15 protein-coding genes are annotated in these 16,328 nt (G+C 62.2%); 7 read left to right on the top strand and 8 right to left on the bottom strand.

The genetic code is table 11. The features are described 5' to 3' along the window. Positions 1 to 26 precede the first annotated feature (26 nt). From M2267_RS15500 to M2267_RS15485, 4 genes are all read right to left on the bottom strand, one after another. A complete protein-coding gene (locus M2267_RS15500; RefSeq protein WP_043611430.1) occupies positions 27 to 260 on the bottom strand; it encodes a hypothetical protein in 234 nt (77 codons plus the stop codon). Positions 261 to 394: 134 nt separating this feature from the next. Beyond that, positions 395 to 1,396, bottom strand: a complete 1,002-nt coding sequence (locus tag M2267_RS15495; RefSeq protein WP_429115265.1) for a lysophospholipid acyltransferase family protein — start codon at positions 1,394 to 1,396, stop codon at positions 395 to 397. Next, positions 1,389 to 2,816 carry a cytochrome P450 gene (locus tag M2267_RS15490; protein ID WP_429115263.1) on the bottom strand — a complete coding sequence of 476 codons (1,428 nt, stop codon included), beginning with the start codon at positions 2,814 to 2,816 and terminating at the stop codon, positions 1,389 to 1,391. Before M2267_RS15490 ends, M2267_RS15495 begins: the two co-directional genes overlap by 8 nt. A 483-nt stretch (positions 2,817 to 3,299) precedes the next feature. After that, positions 3,300 to 4,499 carry a hypothetical protein gene (locus M2267_RS15485; RefSeq protein WP_402316428.1) on the bottom strand — a complete coding sequence of 400 codons (1,200 nt, stop codon included), beginning with the start codon at positions 4,497 to 4,499 and terminating at the stop codon, positions 3,300 to 3,302. 446 nt (positions 4,500 to 4,945) lie between these two features. Here M2267_RS15485 and parC point away from each other — a divergent pair, with 446 nt between their 5' ends. Further along, on the top strand, positions 4,946 to 7,222 hold the full coding sequence (gene parC, locus M2267_RS15480; RefSeq protein WP_429115261.1) for a DNA topoisomerase IV subunit A: 2,277 nt from the start codon (positions 4,946 to 4,948) through the stop codon (positions 7,220 to 7,222). Between the two features lie 173 nt (positions 7,223 to 7,395). Then, the gene (locus tag M2267_RS15475) at positions 7,396 to 7,809 is read left to right on the top strand and encodes a transcriptional regulator (RefSeq protein WP_429115260.1); all 414 of its coding nucleotides are present in this window, start codon (positions 7,396 to 7,398) and stop codon (positions 7,807 to 7,809) included. 9 nt (positions 7,810 to 7,818) lie between these two features. Here the strand turns inward: M2267_RS15475 and M2267_RS15470 are convergent, their stop codons facing one another. The 4 genes from M2267_RS15470 to hemB form a co-directional block, all read right to left on the bottom strand. Further along, positions 7,819 to 8,715, bottom strand: a complete 897-nt coding sequence (locus tag M2267_RS15470; protein WP_043611435.1) for a DMT family transporter — start codon at positions 8,713 to 8,715, stop codon at positions 7,819 to 7,821. Positions 8,716 to 8,718: 3 nt separating this feature from the next. Further along, positions 8,719 to 9,507, bottom strand: a complete 789-nt coding sequence (locus tag M2267_RS15465) for an arginyltransferase (RefSeq protein WP_429115258.1) — start codon at positions 9,505 to 9,507, stop codon at positions 8,719 to 8,721. Positions 9,508 to 9,695: 188 nt separating this feature from the next. Next, complete coding sequence (locus M2267_RS15460) at positions 9,696 to 10,160, bottom strand: RDD family protein (RefSeq protein WP_043611437.1); 465 nt, start codon at positions 10,158 to 10,160, stop codon at positions 9,696 to 9,698. 88 nt (positions 10,161 to 10,248) lie between these two features. Beyond that, on the bottom strand, positions 10,249 to 11,265 hold the full coding sequence (gene hemB / locus M2267_RS15455; protein ID WP_429115256.1) for a porphobilinogen synthase: 1,017 nt from the start codon (positions 11,263 to 11,265) through the stop codon (positions 10,249 to 10,251). Positions 11,266 to 11,448: 183 nt separating this feature from the next. On the opposite strand from hemB, the gene M2267_RS15450 reads away from it, so the two are divergent. The 5 genes from M2267_RS15450 (at position 11,449) to nrdR (ending at position 16,313) form a co-directional block, all read left to right on the top strand. Then, entirely contained in the window at positions 11,449 to 11,886 is a 438-nt protein-coding gene (locus M2267_RS15450) for a DUF6163 family protein (RefSeq protein WP_429115254.1), read from the top strand. 130 nt (positions 11,887 to 12,016) lie between these two features. Next, positions 12,017 to 12,529 (top strand): transcriptional regulator LdtR, encoded by a 513-nt coding sequence (gene ldtR / locus M2267_RS15445; RefSeq protein ID WP_043611441.1) that lies wholly within the window; start codon positions 12,017 to 12,019, stop codon positions 12,527 to 12,529. A 492-nt stretch (positions 12,530 to 13,021) separates the two neighbouring features. Next, the gene (locus M2267_RS15440; protein WP_429115252.1) at positions 13,022 to 14,350 is read left to right on the top strand and encodes a L,D-transpeptidase family protein; all 1,329 of its coding nucleotides are present in this window, start codon (positions 13,022 to 13,024) and stop codon (positions 14,348 to 14,350) included. 183 nt (positions 14,351 to 14,533) lie between these two features. Continuing rightward, positions 14,534 to 15,829, top strand: a complete 1,296-nt coding sequence (gene glyA / locus M2267_RS15435) for a serine hydroxymethyltransferase (protein WP_429115251.1) — start codon at positions 14,534 to 14,536, stop codon at positions 15,827 to 15,829. A gap of 10 nt (positions 15,830 to 15,839) precedes the next feature. After that, a complete protein-coding gene (gene nrdR, locus M2267_RS15430) occupies positions 15,840 to 16,313 on the top strand; it encodes a transcriptional regulator NrdR (protein WP_034803756.1) in 474 nt (157 codons plus the stop codon). Positions 16,314 to 16,328: the final 15 nt, after the last annotated feature.

The following is a 16,328-nucleotide window of genomic DNA, read 5'->3' as shown; positions in this document are numbered from 1 at the left end:
CTTACCCGGCAAGCAGTCGTGTTCGACTACAGTTCGAAATTCCGCTCTTCTTCGTTGTCTGGGGTCAAGATGTCGATCAGCGCCGCAACACGGCCGGCCGGCAGATGGCGGCCTTCCCCGATCAGCGCTTCATCGTTGTTGACCCAGGCGATCGCCTCTGCAAGCTCGCCGGCCGTTGCGCCGGTCGCAAGCAGTTCGGCCATCAGCGTCTCGTCGACCGGGCCAAGGATGGCTGTAATGTCCGCCTGCTTCAGTCCCATGGCTATCTCCTTCCGTTTTATCGGTCAGGAACAGGGAATTCGGTCCTTGGCGGGATAAATAGGCCAGACCCGGCCGGCATCAAGCGGCGATCGCAAGGCCGACATGCGGGCGCACCAAAAAGCGCGAGCAAGCCTCACTGCGGCCGAAGCGCGTTGTCGAGGAAGTACCATTGGTCGAGATGGGCGCGAACGACCGGCTCGATGGCGTTATTCAAGAGCAGCATGTCGTCCAGAATTCGCGCATTCGGGCGATCCTCAGCCGGCAACCGAATAGGCTCGAGTGCTTCAAACTCGAAGCGGAAGTCGTCTGTGCGCAGACAGTACCATGGGCAGATCGTTGCGCCCGTCATGCGTGCCAGTCTAATGGCCACCGCAATGTTGCCCTCCTGATGCGGCTTGCGGCCAAAGAACGGTCCCCTGATCATGCCGGCAAAGCCTTCGTCGCAAAACATGCTGACGACACCGCCGTTTTTCAGCACCCTGAGCGCCGGCCGAATGCCTTCCGCCCCGGGAGGAAGGAACCGTAGTCCGGCCTTGGTGCGAACCCTTTCGGCGATCCAGGCCTTTGCGCGGCCCTTGGGAGGCACGTACGAGGCGTAGGGTTGAAGGCCAAAACTCCGGATGGCAATGGTCCCGGCCTCCCAGTTGCCAAGGTGCATGCCGACGGTGATGACCGGCCCTTCCTTCGCTGCGTCGCGGATCCGCGCGAGGCTATCGGCCTTGAGCCGCTCGGGACAGCGCTGCAGCCGGTTGATCACCGAAAACTCGGTCATCAGTCGCCCTTGTGCTCGACAGTTTTCGCGAAACAACGCCTCCTGCTGCGAGGCGTCCAGGTCGGGACGCAGATGCTGGATGGTTGCACGGGCGCGCTGAGCCGCGACCTTGTGGAATCGTGGCACCGCGAAGAGGCCGAGTGCTGCTCCTAGGCGCGAGCAGGCGTCCATCGGCAACATTTTCATGCCAAAGTGTCCAGCGAGGTTGGCGAGGTTCCACAGGTTGTCGGAAATCCAGTAACGCTGGAAAGCGCGCAGGCGATCACCGCCTGCTAGCGCGTCCGTAAGGCCGGGGACGCCTTCCTCCGTGAAGGTCCAGGCCTTGCGCTTGGCAATCGGCTCTTGCGGGCGTGGATCACCCATGCGCTTCGCTCCTGCGCCTGTGAAGCGTGACTGGAAGTCCGCGCTTCGGTCGTAATGTCAGGCGGCAAATTGGCTCGACTGCGTGGCGCGTGGCGACGCGCACCCGGAACTGCTGGGCAATGATTGCTAGACACAGGATCGCTTCGGTCAGCCCGAAATGCAGACCGGGGCAGACGCGGGGGCCGCTGGCAAACGGAATGAAGCTGTAGGGCGTCGGCCGACGACCCTCGGTAAATCGCTCCGGATGAAAATGGTGCGGATCCTGGAAGAGGCTTTCAGTGCGGTGCAGAAGCCAGGGGACGATCAGAACGAGCGAGCCCGGTTCGGCGGCGACGTCGCCGATCATGTCCGCCTCGCGCGTCTGTCGCGCGAGGATCGGAACGGGCGGATAGAGGCGCAGCGTTTCCTCGATGACAGCCCGGCACCATTCGAGCTGCGGCACGTCGTCGATCGTCGGTGTCCGGTCGCCGCAGACCCTTGTGATTTCGTCGTGAACGGCCTTCTCGACCCAGACCGCCTTCGAGAGCAGGTACCAGGTCCAGGTCAGCGTTGCCGCCGTCGTCTCGTGCCCGGCCATGAAGATGGTTGCGGCTTCGTTGCGCAAGGCGACGACATCGAGTTTCAGTTCCGGGTTTCGTTGCTGGCGGCGGATCAGCAGCTCGACCATCGAATTGTGGTCGCCGCGTCCGGCCAGGTGATCCTCCACCACCTTGTCGATGGTTGCGTGGATGCGCTTGACCGAACGACGCAGGCTCGGCGTGCGCAGCACCGGCAGGCCATCGTCGAAGCCGAGGAAGTAGCCGATGTTGATGGAATCGACCAGCGACTGGTAGCTGGTGAAGCCCTCGGTCACGGCCGCGGCACTGTCGTCGCCGAGCTGGTTGCCGAAGACGCTGCGCGCTATGATCTCGGCGGTCAGCCCGGCCATTTCGTGCAGAGCGTTGACCTCGGCGCCATCGGGCATGCGGTTCCAGCGCTCGACCAGTTCGCTGGTCGTATTTTCCATGACTGGCCCGAAGGAGGGGACCCGTTTGGCGTGGACGATGTCTGCCACCAGCGGCCGGCGCTGCTTCCAGGTGTCTCCGTCCGAAATGAACAGCCCGTCGCCCAGCAGGAATTCGAGTGCCCGGCGCATCTGCGGGCTCTTGCGTTCGAAGTTTTCGTGGCGCTTGACGACGACCTGGCGGATCAGGTCGGGCGAATTGACGACGATGATCTGTCGCCCGAGGATCTTGGTCTGCGAGACCTTTTCGGTATAGTCGCTCGCCCGCCAGATCGACAGGAAATCCGTCCGTGCCTGGAGCAGCAGCCGCAGCGGCTTACCCGGCGGGCCTGTGTAGTAATCGGCTCGGACGGGGGCGAATTTCCCCTCCAGCAATTCTTCAGTGAAATTTACAGACTGCTGGAGCCAGGCGAGCATTTACGTCCGATCTGCCGTAACATGGAGACGATATTCGGGTATGTATTTGTATATTTTGGACAAAGTCCGAGACGTCCCGGTCGAGGCTTATATGCTCTCAAGTTCGCTGGAAGTCGGACTCTGAATTGCCTGAGGCTGGCATGCACGATTTCGATGAAAAACGCCATCGCCTTACGGTGAAAATTTCTTGGTGCAAGCAATAGCCGACCGGGAAGAAGCGTGCCCCGCAAACCGGTGCGCGCTCCACAAGGCCGCCCGACGTGATCCGACTTTGCGGTTCGCAAGTAAAGGCGGAGCTTGTTCTTTCAGGGGAGGGGCGGCGGTGCGGGCTTCGGCTGGCGAAGTCCGCCGAGTGAATGCCGTGGGCGACATGGGAGGCGGGTCGCAGCGCCATCAAACCTTGCGCGCCTGTCTCGGCGCGCAAGGCTGGTCGTCATCTTGGTCTCTCCCGGGCTCGATTGAGGCCGGGAGAAACCTGAACGATTAGTCGTTCGCCGTTACCTTGACGCCAAGCACCGACGGGATGGTGTTCGGCGCGCCCATGGCGGCACCCATGATCATCGGGAACGGAACCGGCTTTTCCGGAGCGGCGCTGATCGTCAGGCTCTTCGGGCCGTCGAGATAGGCGTTGACGGCGGCCGACACCTGGTTCTGCAGTTCCGGCACGTTGAGCTGCGCCATCATGATCGGAACCAGGCCCTTCAGCGACTGCGCCATCTGCTCGCCGGAAACACCCTGCTGCGAGCCGGCATAGTCGAGCGCCTTCTTGGTGATCGACGCGTCGTCGAAGCGGATTTCGGCGCTGTTGAATGTCAGCTGCTGCATGAGGCCCATCATGGCGAGACCCATGGCCTGGTTGGCCTCTTCCTTGTTCGGGTTGGCTTCGGCAGCCTTCATCGCTTCCTGCATCGACTTGACGAAGGCGAGCGTGTAGCCGGAGATGTCGAGAGCGAAGTTCAGCCGGCCGACATTCTTGAAGTCGAGGGCATATTCTTCGAGTGCGACATTGCCGCTTTCGACTTCCCAGCTGCCCTTCATCGTCAGGGCGCCGTCGATGGTGGTGAGGCCGAGCTTTTCGATCGCCTCCTTGCTCTTGGCGTCTTCGACCGACGACAGGTCGGCCTTGATGCCGGACGCCGTCGCGTCGAAGTCGAAGCCGGCGTCATTTTCCTGGCGCGCGAGGTTGGCTTCGGTGCTTTCGAGCGAGAAGACTTCCTTGCCCTTGGAGCTGACGGCGATCGGGCCGGTGCTGGCGCTTTCATAGAGAAGGATGTCGTTGATCGTTCCGCCGGTCGCATTGGCCGGGATCGTCAGGCCGGAGAGCAGGATGTCCTTGACGGAAATGGCACCCTCGTCTTGGCTGACATTGACGTCGGGGAACGAAACGGTTTCGGCGTAATAGCCGCCGCCTTCGGTTTCCTCGACGCCTTCGAAGGTCAGGTCCCCGATCTTCAGGTCCACCGCTTCGCCCGGCTGGCTTGCGACCTTGAGCTTGACGCCGGTCACCGTCACCTTGTCGCCGTCGACTTCGGCCTTGTCATAGGTGAGCGAGGTGCCGTTCGCGTTCGTCGCTGCGTCGAGCTTCTTCATCAGATCGGCGCCATCGAGCGCGAAGGCCGGGCCGGTAAGCGTGAGGAGCGCGGCGCTCGCCATCATCAGGCGGATCTTGCGCGTGTGCATCATTTCGAGTTCCTTCGTGAAAATCTTTGATTGTGTAGCTGTTTAAGAAGATAAGGCGTCGCTGATCTGGTTCCCTTGGCAAGGGCTTCAACTGTAGGCGCTTGGCAGCATTCGTCTTTGTCGGCGGCGCGCTGCCGCCATTTCCATCTGCCAATGCGCGTCCTGCGATCCCCCTTGCAAATCGTACAAATCAACTCCAGCCGAAGCTATTACGAAACAGGGCGAAATTATATTCGCTTGGGCGAACCGCACATGTTCCTGCTCGGGCATGCTTTCCGGGACGTTACCTGGCGGCAGCCTCCGACGCATAGCGGCGCGACCGTTGCACGAACATTGCGCCGGGGCAAGCGGATCGGTGTGCGGGCCGGTTATTTGAGGCGCGGGGGTTCTCCACAAGCGCAAGCCCTGAAAACCTTGCCGTTCCGGGTTTGTTGCGCTAGCAAGAACCTATGGGACAAAGCCTCAATCCCCCGTCAGGCGGGGACGATCACATTCAGCCGGTTGACCTCAAGGCGGCGCTGGAAGAGCGTTACCTCGCCTATGCCTTGTCGACCATCATGCACCGCGCGCTTCCGGACGTTCGCGACGGGTTGAAGCCCGTGCACCGCCGCATCGTGCATGCGATGAGCGAGATGGGGCTGCGCCCCAACTCCTCGTTCAAGAAATGCGCGCGTATCGTCGGCGACGTGATGGGTAAGTTCCATCCGCACGGCGACGCGTCGATCTATGACGCGCTGGTGCGCCTGTCGCAGGAATTTGCGATCCGCTATCCGCTGGTCGACGGCCAGGGCAACTTCGGCAACATCGACGGCGATAACGCCGCGGCGATGCGCTACACCGAAGCCAAGATGACGGACGTCTGCTCGCTGCTTCTGGAAGGCATCGACCAGGACGCGGTGGATTTTCGCCCGACCTACAACGAGGAAGACCAGGAGCCGACCGTGCTCCCCGGCGCTTTCCCGAACCTGCTCGCAAACGGCGCGACCGGCATCGCCGTCGGCATGGCCACCTCGATCCCGCCGCACAACGCGCATGAACTGTGCGACGCGGCGCTGCATCTCATCCGCCATCCCGACGCGACCGTCGAGGATCTGCTTTACGATCCGGCCAACCCGCAAAAGGGCGGTATTGAAGGGCCCGACTTCCCAACCGGCGGCGTGATCGTCGAGGGCCGGGAAAGCATGGCCGAGTCCTACCGCACCGGCCGGGGCGGTTTCCGTGTCCGTGCCCGCTGGGCGCAGGAAGAGCTTGGGCGCGGCGGCTACCAGATCGTCGTCACCGAGATCCCGTACCAGGTGCAGAAGTCGCGCCTGATCGAAAAGATTGCCGAGCTGCTGATCGCCCGCAAGCTGCCGCTGCTCGAAGACATCCGCGACGAATCGGCCGAAGACATCCGCATCGTCCTCGTGCCGAAGAGCCGTTCGGTCGATGCCGGCATCCTGATGGAATCGCTGTTCAAGCTGACCGAACTCGAGAGCCGCATTCCGCTCAACATGAACGTGCTGTCCATGGGGCGCGTGCCGCGGGTCATGGCGCTGAACGAAGTGCTGTCGGAATGGCTGGCGCATCGCCGTGAAGTGCTGCAGCGCCGCTCGCGCCACCGGTTGGCCGCGATCGACCGCCGGCTCGAAATCCTCGGCGGCTACCTTGTCGCCTACCTGAACATCGACGAAGTCATTCGCATCATCCGTGAAGAGGATGAGCCGAAGACGGTGATGATGGAGCGGTTCTCGCTCACCGATCTCCAGGCCGAGTCGATCCTCAACATGCGCCTGCGCTCCTTGCGCAAGCTCGAGGAATTCGAGATCCGCACCGAGTTCGATGCGCTCTCGAAGGAAAAGGCCGAGATCGAGGCGCTGCTCGCCTCCGACGAAAAGCAGTGGCAGACCGTCGCCTGGGAAATCGGCGAAGTCAAAAAGAAGTTTGCCAAGGCGACCGAGATCGGCAAGCGCCGCAGCACCTTTGCCGATGCGCCGGAAGCCGACGTAGAGGCGATCCAGCAGGCGATGATCGAGAAGGAACCGATCACCGTCGTCATCTCTGAGAAGGGCTGGATCCGCGCGCTGAAGGGCCACATCTCCGACACGTCGTCACTCCAGTTCAAGGAGGGCGATGCGCTGAAGGTGGCGTTCCCGGCGCAGACGACCGACAAGATCCTCGTCTTCACGACAGGCGGCAAGGTCTACACGCTCGGCGGCGACAAGCTGCCCGGCGGTCGCGGCCATGGCGAGCCGCTGCGCATCATCGTCGACATGGAGACCGACCAGGACGTTCTGACGGCCTTCGTTCACGATCCGGCGCGCAAGCTGATCGTCGCCTCGGTTGCCGGCAACGGCTTCGTCGTCACCGAAAGCGATATCGTCGCCAATACCCGCAAGGGCAAGCAGGTGATGAACGTCTCGGGCAGCGACGAAGCGAAGCTGGTCGTTCCGGTCAAGGGCGATCACGTTGCCGTCGTCGGCGAAAACCGCAAGCTGGTCGTCTTCCCGCTCGTGCAGATCCCCGAGATGGCGCGCGGCAAGGGCGTGCGGCTGCAGCGCTACAAGGATGGCGGCATCTCCGACATCCGCTGCTTCACGATCGCCGACGGTCTCGTCTGGGAAGACAGCGCCGGACGCGTCTTTACCAAGACCAAGGACGAACTGATCGAATGGCAGGGCGACCGCGCCTCTGCCGGCCGCGTCGTTCCGAAGGGCTTCCCGCGCAGCGGCAAGTTCAGCGGCTGACCATGATAACGAGAGCCATGCGGTCTAACGACCGCGTGGCTTCTGTCTCGTTCTGGCGCAGTTTGGCGCGCGCTCTTAAATCATTGGAAATCCAAATGAAACGCAAGCGCAACTGGCGCTTGTAAGCCAGAAGGCTATAATGGATCACTGCGCATCCAACAGGGATGACAGCGATGCCGAATGCCACAACCCTTGATGACGTCCTGCTGGCGCTTGCCCACCCGGTTCGCCGCCGCACGTTCGAGATCCTTTTTGCCGGCGAAGCGCGCGTCGCCGACATAGCTGTGGCTGTCGCGGTAACCGGCGAAGAGTTGGAAACGCACATAACGCTTCTGGAGGCCGCGGGCCTTGTCACCCGCCTCAGGCGGCGTGACGGCGACGCCTTGATCGGCAATCCGGCGCCGCTCAGCGTCGCGGCCACCTGGATCAACACCAACCGCGAACTCTGGGTCATGCGCGTAGAGATGCCCGGCGTCCGCCCGGCTTCGCTCGGACAGCCGCAGGAGCCGCTGCCGGTGCGCGATCGCGGCGTCGATCACAAACAGCGACGTCCGCGGCCGAGCGGTCAGCGTGACGACAAGTCTTAAACAATAGTGCTATTCGGCGCAGGCGACGGCCGCTTTCAGCGACCGGCTGCGCATCTGCCAGAGCGAATGGCCGATCAGCGCGAAGATGAGGATCGAACCGCCGATCAGCGTCTGCGTTGTCGGTGTTTCGGCAAAGACCATCCACACCCAGATCGGCGCGAGAATGGTCTCGAGCAGATAGAACATACCCACTTCCGGGGCTGAGAGATAACGTGGGCCGGTCGCAAGGCAGAAGAAGGCGAGCGGGATCATCACCAGGCCGTTGAACAGGATGTAGCCGGGGGCCGCGATCGTGAAGCCGCCGGCCGGCAGCATCAGGAGCGCGACGGCTGCCGGAAAGATCGCCGTCACCAGCGGCACCAGCGCCATGTCGCGCTTGCTCGCGCGGCTGATCGTGATCGCGCTTGCCAGCAGAAATGCGGAGGATGCCGCCATGGCGTCGCCAAAGAGGTGGCCGCTTTCCAGCCCGTCCTGGACGATCAGCCCGACGCCGAGCACCATCACCAGCATGGTCACGAGCGTCGCATTCGATGGCCTCTCTTTTAGGAAGATCCACGAGAGGATGGCGGCGAACATCGAGGTGAAGGCGAGGATGAAGACTACATTTGCCGTCGAGGTGTTGAAGACGGCGAGCAGGAACGTGCAGGAATTGATGCCGTAGAAGATGCCGACCAGGAGGCCGGCCTTGCCGGGCATCAGCGAAATCTTCCGGCCGAGCATGCGGTTGAGCACAAACCAGGCGCCCAGCGCGATCACGAAGGTCGACAGGCTGCGCACGGCAAGCAGCGACCAGACGTCGCCGCCGGCGGATCGGATGAGCGGAATGTCGAAGGAGAGGGCGAGGCCGCCGAGGCCGGTGATGGCAAGGCCGCGCCGGTGCATCGCGGCATCGGAAGATGAACTCAATTTCTAACCCGTTTTCGTAGGAGCGGCTTCCAGGGTGGTGTCTCCGCCTTCATAGCGCTCCCAGCCACGGGCCATAAGGTGCTCTTGCGGCAGAAACTTTGTTTTATACCCCATCTTGCGCGAGCCTTTGACCCAATAGCCAAGATAGACATGGGGAAGGCCGCGCTCCCGGGCGCGGCGAATGTGATCGAGAATCATGTAGGTGCCGAGCGAGCGCTCTTCCTGCGCCGGGTCGAAGAAGGAGTAGACCATCGACAGACCGTCGCCCATGCGGTCGGTCAGTGCCGCTGCGATCAGCGGCCCGCGCGCCTTCTCGCTGATGCCGTCGCCTTCGACCCTCAGGCGATACTCGATGATCTTGGTGTGCACATGGGTGTCCTCGACCATCATCGCATAGTCGAGCACCGACATGTCCGACATGCCGCCCTTCTGGTGGCGTCGGTCGAGGTAACGGCGGAAGAGGTTGTACTGTTCGCTCGACGGCTCGGCCGCATACTCCGCAGAGATCACGTCGTGGTTGGCGGCAAGCACCCGGCGCATGGAGCGGGTGGGCTTGAACTCGTTGGCGAGGATGCGCACCGAAATACAGGCGCGACAGGTTTCGCAGGCAGGACGGTAGGCAATGTTCTGCGAGCGGCGGAAGCCGCCTTGCGTCAGGAGATCGTTGAGCTCGGGCGCGCGTTCACCCACCATGTGGGTGAAGACCTTCCGCTCCATCTCGTTCGGCAGATAAGGGCAGGCTGCCGGTGCAGTCAGGTAAAATTGCGGAGACGGTGCGGTCTGTGTGTTCATCGAGTGCGGAGGTCACTCTTCGCGCTGTGGTTCATGACAATAGCATGGCGCAAGAATGGAAAACGTCAACTCACTCGTTTGCCGCTTCCGTCTGCGCCTGCCGATATTTTAGGTGTGACCACGATAGGTGGCGGCGGTAAGGCGGAAGACGCCGCCTTACGCTTTCAGCTCGGTTGCCTGCGCCGGTTTCAATACATGTCGCGGCGCACCGTGACGGTGCCGATCAGCAGATCGTGCAGCAGGCGGCTGCGGTCGGTGAAAAGACCGATCAGCAGGATCAGCGGCGTCAACAGCGCGTTGGCGATCCAGAAGATGACGAGGTGGACGATCGCCGTCAGGAAGTCCATCGGGCGCCCGTCGGTTCTGGCAATCGCCAGGCCCATCACGCGCATGCCGGGAGAGGCCTGTTCGCGGCCACCGACCGTGAGGCCGAAATAGAGCATGGCGACGATCGCAAAGAGCGCCGGATACAGCATGAAGCCAAGGCCGAGCGTCAGGATGCCGAGGAAGAAGACGACGACCGCCGCGGGGATCCACAGAAGCGCGATGATCGCGTAATCGATCAGAAAGGCAAAGACGCGTCGCGACAGCACGCCCTGATAGGCGCGCCAGTCATTGCTCGGCAGCCTCAGTTCTTCGTTGTGCATGGTCATCGGTCAAAAGCCTCGTTTGGTTGCAGCAAGGATATGGGATGGCATTCCCTGCAAAACAAGGATCTGGGCCCGGATCAAGCGGAGCGTTTCAGCGGCCTTTGGCGAGGATGCGGGCCACTTCGACGGCGAAGTAGCTGAGGATGCCGTCGCAGCCGGCGCGCTTGAAGGCGAGCAGCGTTTCGAGCATCACCTTCTCGCCGTCGATCCAGCCGTTGGCAGCCGCGGCCTTTACCTGCGAATACTCGCCGGACACCTGATAGGCGAAGAGCGGCAGGCCGAAGGCTTCCTTCATCCGCCAGCAGATGTCGAGATAGGGAAGGCCTGGCTTTACCATCAGCATGTCGGCGCCTTCCTCGACGTCGAGGGCTGCGTCGCGGATCGCTTCGGTGCCGTTGGCCGGGTCGATGTAATAGGTCTTCTTGTCGCCTTTCAGAAGGCCGCCGGTGCCGATCGCCTCGCGATAGGGACCGTAGAAGCCGGAAGCGAACTTGGTCGCATAGGACATGATGCCGACATTCTGGTGGCCGCTCGCGTCGAGCGCCTGGCGGATCGCGCCGATGCGACCGTCCATCATGTCCGAGGGGGCGATGATGTCGGAGCCGGCATCGGCCTGGGCGACGGCCGCGCGGGCGATCGTCTCGACCGTCTCGTCGTTGACGATTTCGCCGTTGCGCAGGATCCCGTCATGGCCGTGGCTGGTGAAGGGATCGAGCGCGACATCGGTGATGATGCCGATTTCGGGCACGGCCTTCTTGAAGGCGCGTGTCGCCTGGTTGATCAGGTTGTCGGCGGCAAGGCTGTTGGAGCCGGTATCGTCGCGCAGCGACAGGTCGATGTTGGGGAAGGTGGCGATCGCCGGGATGCCGAGATCGGCCGCTTCCTTCACCGCTTCGACCGCCTTGTCGATACTCATCCGGTTGACGCCCGGCATCGCATCGATCGGCTGGACGATATTGCTTCCCGGCACGATGAAGATCGGCCAGATCAGGTCGTCGATGGTCAGGCGGTTTTCCTGCACCAGCCGGCGCGTCCAGTCGGCCTTGCGGTTGCGGCGCATGCGGCGGTGGCCGGTAACCCTGTCCACAAGATTTGTCCTGTCGTTCATCGCGCCGCGCCTTTCCCGTGAAAATCGTCGATAGGCAAGCGCTTTATCATGGGCTGGCCGTCATTGGGAACCGGGCGGCCGGCGAACGGGCTGCGGCATTTCTTCCCTTTAAGGGTGGCCGCGGGGGAGGGGAGGCCGTGATGCCGCTGGCGGATGGCAAAGACCCGCCCTATCTTGCCGCCCATGCTTCATGATTCTGCCCATGTGCCGAAACCGTCGCTGACCGAGATCCTCTTCGGTCTCTTCCTGCGTCTGGTCTCCGCTTCATGTATCTGGTTCGCGCTGAACTACTGGGCCATGCTGATCGGCTTTTCCCATGGCGGCGCCGGGCGCTTCGATCTCCTGACGCCGGAGTGGCGGGCGGCCGCAACCGCACTGGCCGTGATCTATCCGGTGGCTGCCCTCGGCCTGTGGCTGCTGGTCTCCTGGGGGCCGGTCGTCTGGGTGGTTGCGGTAGCGATCGAGATCGTGATGTACGAGTTCTATCCGGCCAGTTTCGGCACCCGTCCGCTGCTGGTCGTGCTGCACGCGGCGGTCGCCGTTACCTTCGTTCTTTTCCGCGCGGCGATCTTCTATCAGCGCTGGCGGCTTGCCAGGCAGGTAAGAGTTGATTCACCCTGAGACAGGGTCGCCAAATGGCAAGCTCTTGTTAAGGCTGCGGTTTAAGTAGAATTTTAGACGTATTCGATAGGGTCTCACTCAAGGCGGGAAGACAAACAGACACCGCCAAACAAAACAGTGAGGCAGTCAAATGAACACCAAGATGAAGCCGCAGGCAGTTCAGGCCAGAGACCCCCAGGAAGAAACCATCCGCGGTCTCTACATGGAATCCCTTCACCTCGTCGAGCGTCTGCACCGCCGCCTGCTCGACGTCATCAAGGACGAGTTCGACCGCGAAGGTCGCAGCGACGTCAACGCCGTTCAGGCTCTGTTGCTCTTCAACATCGGCAACTCGGAACTGACCGCCGGCGAACTTCGCTCCCGCGGCTACTACCTCGGCTCGAATGTCTCCTACAACGTCAAGAAGCTCGTCGACCTCGGCCTGATCAACCATCAGCGCTCCCGCGTCGACCGTCGCTCGGTCCGCATCAGCCTGACGGAAGACGGCCAGGAAATCGCCGAAACCGTCGCCAAGCTTTACGAGCGCCACATCGGCTCGATCCAGAAGGTCGGCGGGATCGGTTCGGACGAGTTCACCCAGATGAACAAGCTCCTGCAGCGCCTCGATCGCTTCTGGAACGACTCGATCATGTACCGCCTCTGATCAAGGCAAACCTCCAGTTCAAGGGTCGGGCGCAATCCCTGCGTGTCCGACCTTTGCCATTTGCGGCACCCTGTCCTGTTGCCGAAAAGCTGCACAGCTGCGGCACGCTTTCCGCGCCTTCGCGCGATTTTTCAAGCCAAAAACATTAGCAAATCAGAATGTTGCCGTTTGCACGTCGGCTCCAGCCTCGTCGCGTCCAGCGAAAAGCAAAAGGCATGCCATGTCGCGGTTCAGCCTCGCCGAGACACGAATTGGCCATATTGCTATGACAGCGACGACGACATGCGGTAGGTGCGGCCACATGTTTTCTGGTGTGTGGATTCGTTTCGCGTTTCGCCTGCCGGATGAGGGTCCTCACTCGCGGCATCGTGAAATCTTGTGAGGGCAGGGTGGCTCGTTGGTTGACCTTTGTTAACCACGATCGTGTTAGGGCTGCGGCAACGTGCGTGTCAGCGCATAGGGCGCGTGCCAACGCATTGGGATGGTAGGATTATGTCGAAAAAGAATGGAATTGATGCATTCTCGCGCCGCGCCTTCTTGCGCTCGGCAGCAACCTTCGGCGCCGTGGCAGTCGCCGGCGCGGCAAGCGCACAGGACGCCCTGAACGAGATCATCAATTCGCCTCGCCGCGGCTCCTGGGACGACCAGTTTGACGCGAAGGGGGCATCGCGCACCGCGACGACGGTGGTTTCGAACACGCCTGTCTTCGGCCCGGAAACGATCGCTCACGTGCAGCAGGCGATCTTCGAATATCAGAACATCGTTTCGCAGGGCGGCTGGCCGTCGGTTCAGACCAGCGTCAAGCTCGAACTCGGCGTCACCGACCCGTCCGTGCAGCAGCTCCGCCAGCGCCTGATGGTTTCCGGCGACCTGCCGCGCTCGGCCGGTGTCTCCTCGTCCTTCGACAGCTACGTCGAGGGCGCAGTCAAGCGCTTCCAGGCCCGTCACGGCCTGCCGGCGGACGGCGTCATCGGCGAGTACACGCTGAAGGCGATCAATGTCGATGCCAACACCCGCCTCGGCCAGCTCCAGACCAACCTCGTTCGTCTGCAGTCGATGTCGGGCGGACTCGGTCGCCGCTACGTGATGGTCAACATCCCGGCCGCCTATATCGAAGCGGTTGAGAACGGCCGCGTGGCGCTGCGCCACACGGCGATCGTCGGCAAGATCGACCGCCAGTCGCCGATCCTCAACTCGAAGATTTACGAGGTCATCCTCAACCCCTACTGGACCGCGCCGCGCTCGATCATCCAGAAGGACATCATGCCGCTGATGCGCAAGGACCCGACCTATCTGGCGCGCAACTCGATCCGCCTGTTTGATGGCAGCGGCGGCGAAGTGTCGCCGGAAACCGTCGACTGGAACGCCGAAAAGGCGCCGAACCTGATGTTCCGTCAGGACCCGGGCAAGATCAACGCGATGTCGTCGACGAAGATCAACTTCCACAACGAGCATCAGGTCTACATGCACGACACGCCGCAGCAGGGCCTGTTCAACAAGCTCATGCGCTTCGAATCGTCGGGCTGCGTACGCGTACAGAACGTGCGCGACCTTTCGACCTGGCTCTTGAAGGAAACCCCCGGCTGGTCGCGCCAGCAGATTGAGGCGACCATCAAGACCGGCGTCAACACGCCGATCACGCTTGCCGAGGAAGTGCCTGTTTTCTTCACCTACATCACCGCCTGGTCCGCCAAGGACGGCGTGGTGCAGTTCCGCGACGATATCTATCAGCGCGACGGTGCCACCGAACTCGCGCTTCAGACGCCCTATGGCGTCGAGCAGTCGGCCGGTTCGGTCGACCAGGACGCCCTGCCGCAATAAGCAGATTTGCGACACGAAATCGAAGAGCCGCGTTTCCCCTGGAAGCGCGGCTTTTTCATGCGCCGGACCCCGCGATATTTCGGCGCGGCAGATGGGGGAAATGACGCAAACCGCACAGCGGATATTGCTCTCGCCGTGCGAGGAAGCTAAAGAACTGCCACCCTTGAGAGGAGCCTCGCGCCGATGACTGAACAGACGAATGACGCCTTCTTCACCCGCTCTCTGGCCGACAGCGATCCGGACATCTTTGGTGCGATCGAAAAGGAGCTGGGTCGTCAGCGCCACGAGATCGAGCTGATCGCCTCCGAGAACATCGTTTCGCGCGCTGTGCTCGAAGCCCAGGGCTCGATCATGACCAACAAATATGCCGAGGGCTACCCGGGCAAGCGCTATTACGGCGGCTGCCAGTTCGTCGACATCGCCGAGGAACTGGCGATCGAGCGCGCCAAGAAGCTCTTCGGCGTCAACTTCGCCAACGTTCAGCCGAACTCCGGTTCGCAGATGAACCAGGCCGTGTTCCTGGCGCTCCTGCAGCCGGGCGACACCTTCATGGGCCTCGACCTCAATTCGGGCGGTCACCTGACGCACGGTTCGCCGGTCAACATGTCCGGCAAGTGGTTCAACGTCGTCTCCTACGGCGTGCGTGAAGACGACCACCTGCTTGACATGGACAACGTCGCCGAGCAGGCACGCAAGCACAAGCCGAAGCTGATCATCGCCGGCGGCACCGCTTACTCGCGCATTTGGGACTGGAAGCGTTTCCGCGAGATCGCCGATGAAGTCGGCGCCTGGCTGATGGTCGACATGGCGCACATCGCCGGTCTCGTCGCCGGTGGCCAGCATCCGTCGCCGTTCCCGCATTGCCACGTGGCAACGACCACGACGCACAAGTCGCTCCGCGGTCCGCGCGGCGGCATGGTTCTGACCAACGACGAAGATATCGCCAAGAAGATCAACTCGGCCGTCTTCCCGGGCCTCCAGGGCGGCCCGCTGATGCACGTCATCGCTGCGAAGGCCGTGGCCCTTGGCGAAGCGCTGCAGCCGTCGTTCAAGGACTATGCGGCCCAGGTCGTCAAGAACGCCCGCACGCTCGCCGAAACGCTGAAGGCCAATGGCCTCGACATCGTCTCGGGCGGAACGGACAACCACCTGATGCTCGTCGACCTGCGCAAGAAAAACGCAACCGGCAAGCGCGCGGAAGCCGCTCTCGGTCGCGCCTTCATCACCTGCAACAAGAACGGCATCCCGTTCGATCCTGAAAAGCCCTTCGTCACCTCGGGCGTCCGTCTCGGCACGCCAGCCGGCACGACCCGTGGCTTCAAGGAAGCCGAGTTCAAGGAAATCGGCGAACGGATCGTCGAGGTTCTCGACGGCCTGAAGGTCGCCAACTCCGACGAGGGCAATGCTGCCGTCGAAGCGAGCGTGCGCGACAAGGTCGTCAAGCTGACCGACCGCTTCCCGATGTACGGCTACATGTGATCGGTCGCCCATGCGCTGCCCCTATTGCGGTTCTGAAGACAGTCAGGTGAAGGATTCCCGTCCGGCAGAGGACGGGAATGCCATTCGCCGCCGCCGGATTTGTCCGGATTGCGGAGGTCGTTTCACGACCTTCGAACGGGTGCAGTTGCGTGAACTGATGATCATCAAGAAAACCGGTCGGAAGGTTCCTTTCGACCGGGACAAGCTCTTGCGCTCCTTCGAGATTGCGCTGCGCAAGCGCCCGGTCGATCGCGACCGCATCGAGCGGGCGGTTTCCGGCATCGTGCGCCGCCTCGAAAGCTCCGGCGAGACCGAGATCCCTTCGGAAGAAATCGGCCTGCAGGTGCTCGAAGCGCTGAAGAGCCTCGATGACGTGGCCTTCGTGCGCTACGCTTCGGTCTATCGCGATTTCTCCCATGCGGAGGATTTCGAGAAGGTCATCACCGAGATCAGCGCCAAGATCGCGCGCGATCCCGGCGAGTAGCTCACGCTGGATAGA

Origin of the sequence: Ensifer sp. KUDG1 (assembly GCF_050434285.1) — a bacterium.
Taxonomy (GTDB): Bacteria; Pseudomonadota; Alphaproteobacteria; order Rhizobiales; family Rhizobiaceae; genus Ensifer.
The sequence above is the reverse complement of the archived record's forward strand: the minus strand, read 5'-3'. Positions and strand labels throughout refer to the sequence as shown.

Coding starts and splice junctions, on each gene's coding strand:
- M2267_RS15500 (WP_043611430.1), bottom strand. CDS start 260: ATGGGACTGAAGCAGGCGGACATTACAGCCATCCTTGGCCCGGTCGAC.
- M2267_RS15495 (WP_429115265.1), bottom strand. CDS start 1,396: ATGGGTGATCCACGCCCGCAAGAGCCGATTGCCAAGCGCAAGGCCTGG.
- M2267_RS15490 (WP_429115263.1), bottom strand. CDS start 2,816: ATGCTCGCCTGGCTCCAGCAGTCTGTAAATTTCACTGAAGAATTGCTG.
- M2267_RS15485 (WP_402316428.1), bottom strand. CDS start 4,499: ATGATGCACACGCGCAAGATCCGCCTGATGATGGCGAGCGCCGCGCTC.
- parC (WP_429115261.1), top strand. CDS start 4,946: ATGGGACAAAGCCTCAATCCCCCGTCAGGCGGGGACGATCACATTCAG.
- M2267_RS15475 (WP_429115260.1), top strand. CDS start 7,396: ATGCCGAATGCCACAACCCTTGATGACGTCCTGCTGGCGCTTGCCCAC.
- M2267_RS15465 (WP_429115258.1), bottom strand. CDS start 9,507: ATGAACACACAGACCGCACCGTCTCCGCAATTTTACCTGACTGCACCG.
- M2267_RS15460 (WP_043611437.1), bottom strand. CDS start 10,160: ATGACCATGCACAACGAAGAACTGAGGCTGCCGAGCAATGACTGGCGC.
- hemB (WP_429115256.1), bottom strand. CDS start 11,265: ATGAACGACAGGACAAATCTTGTGGACAGGGTTACCGGCCACCGCCGC.
- M2267_RS15450 (WP_429115254.1), top strand. CDS start 11,449: ATGCTTCATGATTCTGCCCATGTGCCGAAACCGTCGCTGACCGAGATC.
- ldtR (WP_043611441.1), top strand. CDS start 12,017: ATGAACACCAAGATGAAGCCGCAGGCAGTTCAGGCCAGAGACCCCCAG.
- M2267_RS15440 (WP_429115252.1), top strand. CDS start 13,022: ATGTCGAAAAAGAATGGAATTGATGCATTCTCGCGCCGCGCCTTCTTG.
- glyA (WP_429115251.1), top strand. CDS start 14,534: ATGACTGAACAGACGAATGACGCCTTCTTCACCCGCTCTCTGGCCGAC.
- nrdR (WP_034803756.1), top strand. CDS start 15,840: ATGCGCTGCCCCTATTGCGGTTCTGAAGACAGTCAGGTGAAGGATTCC.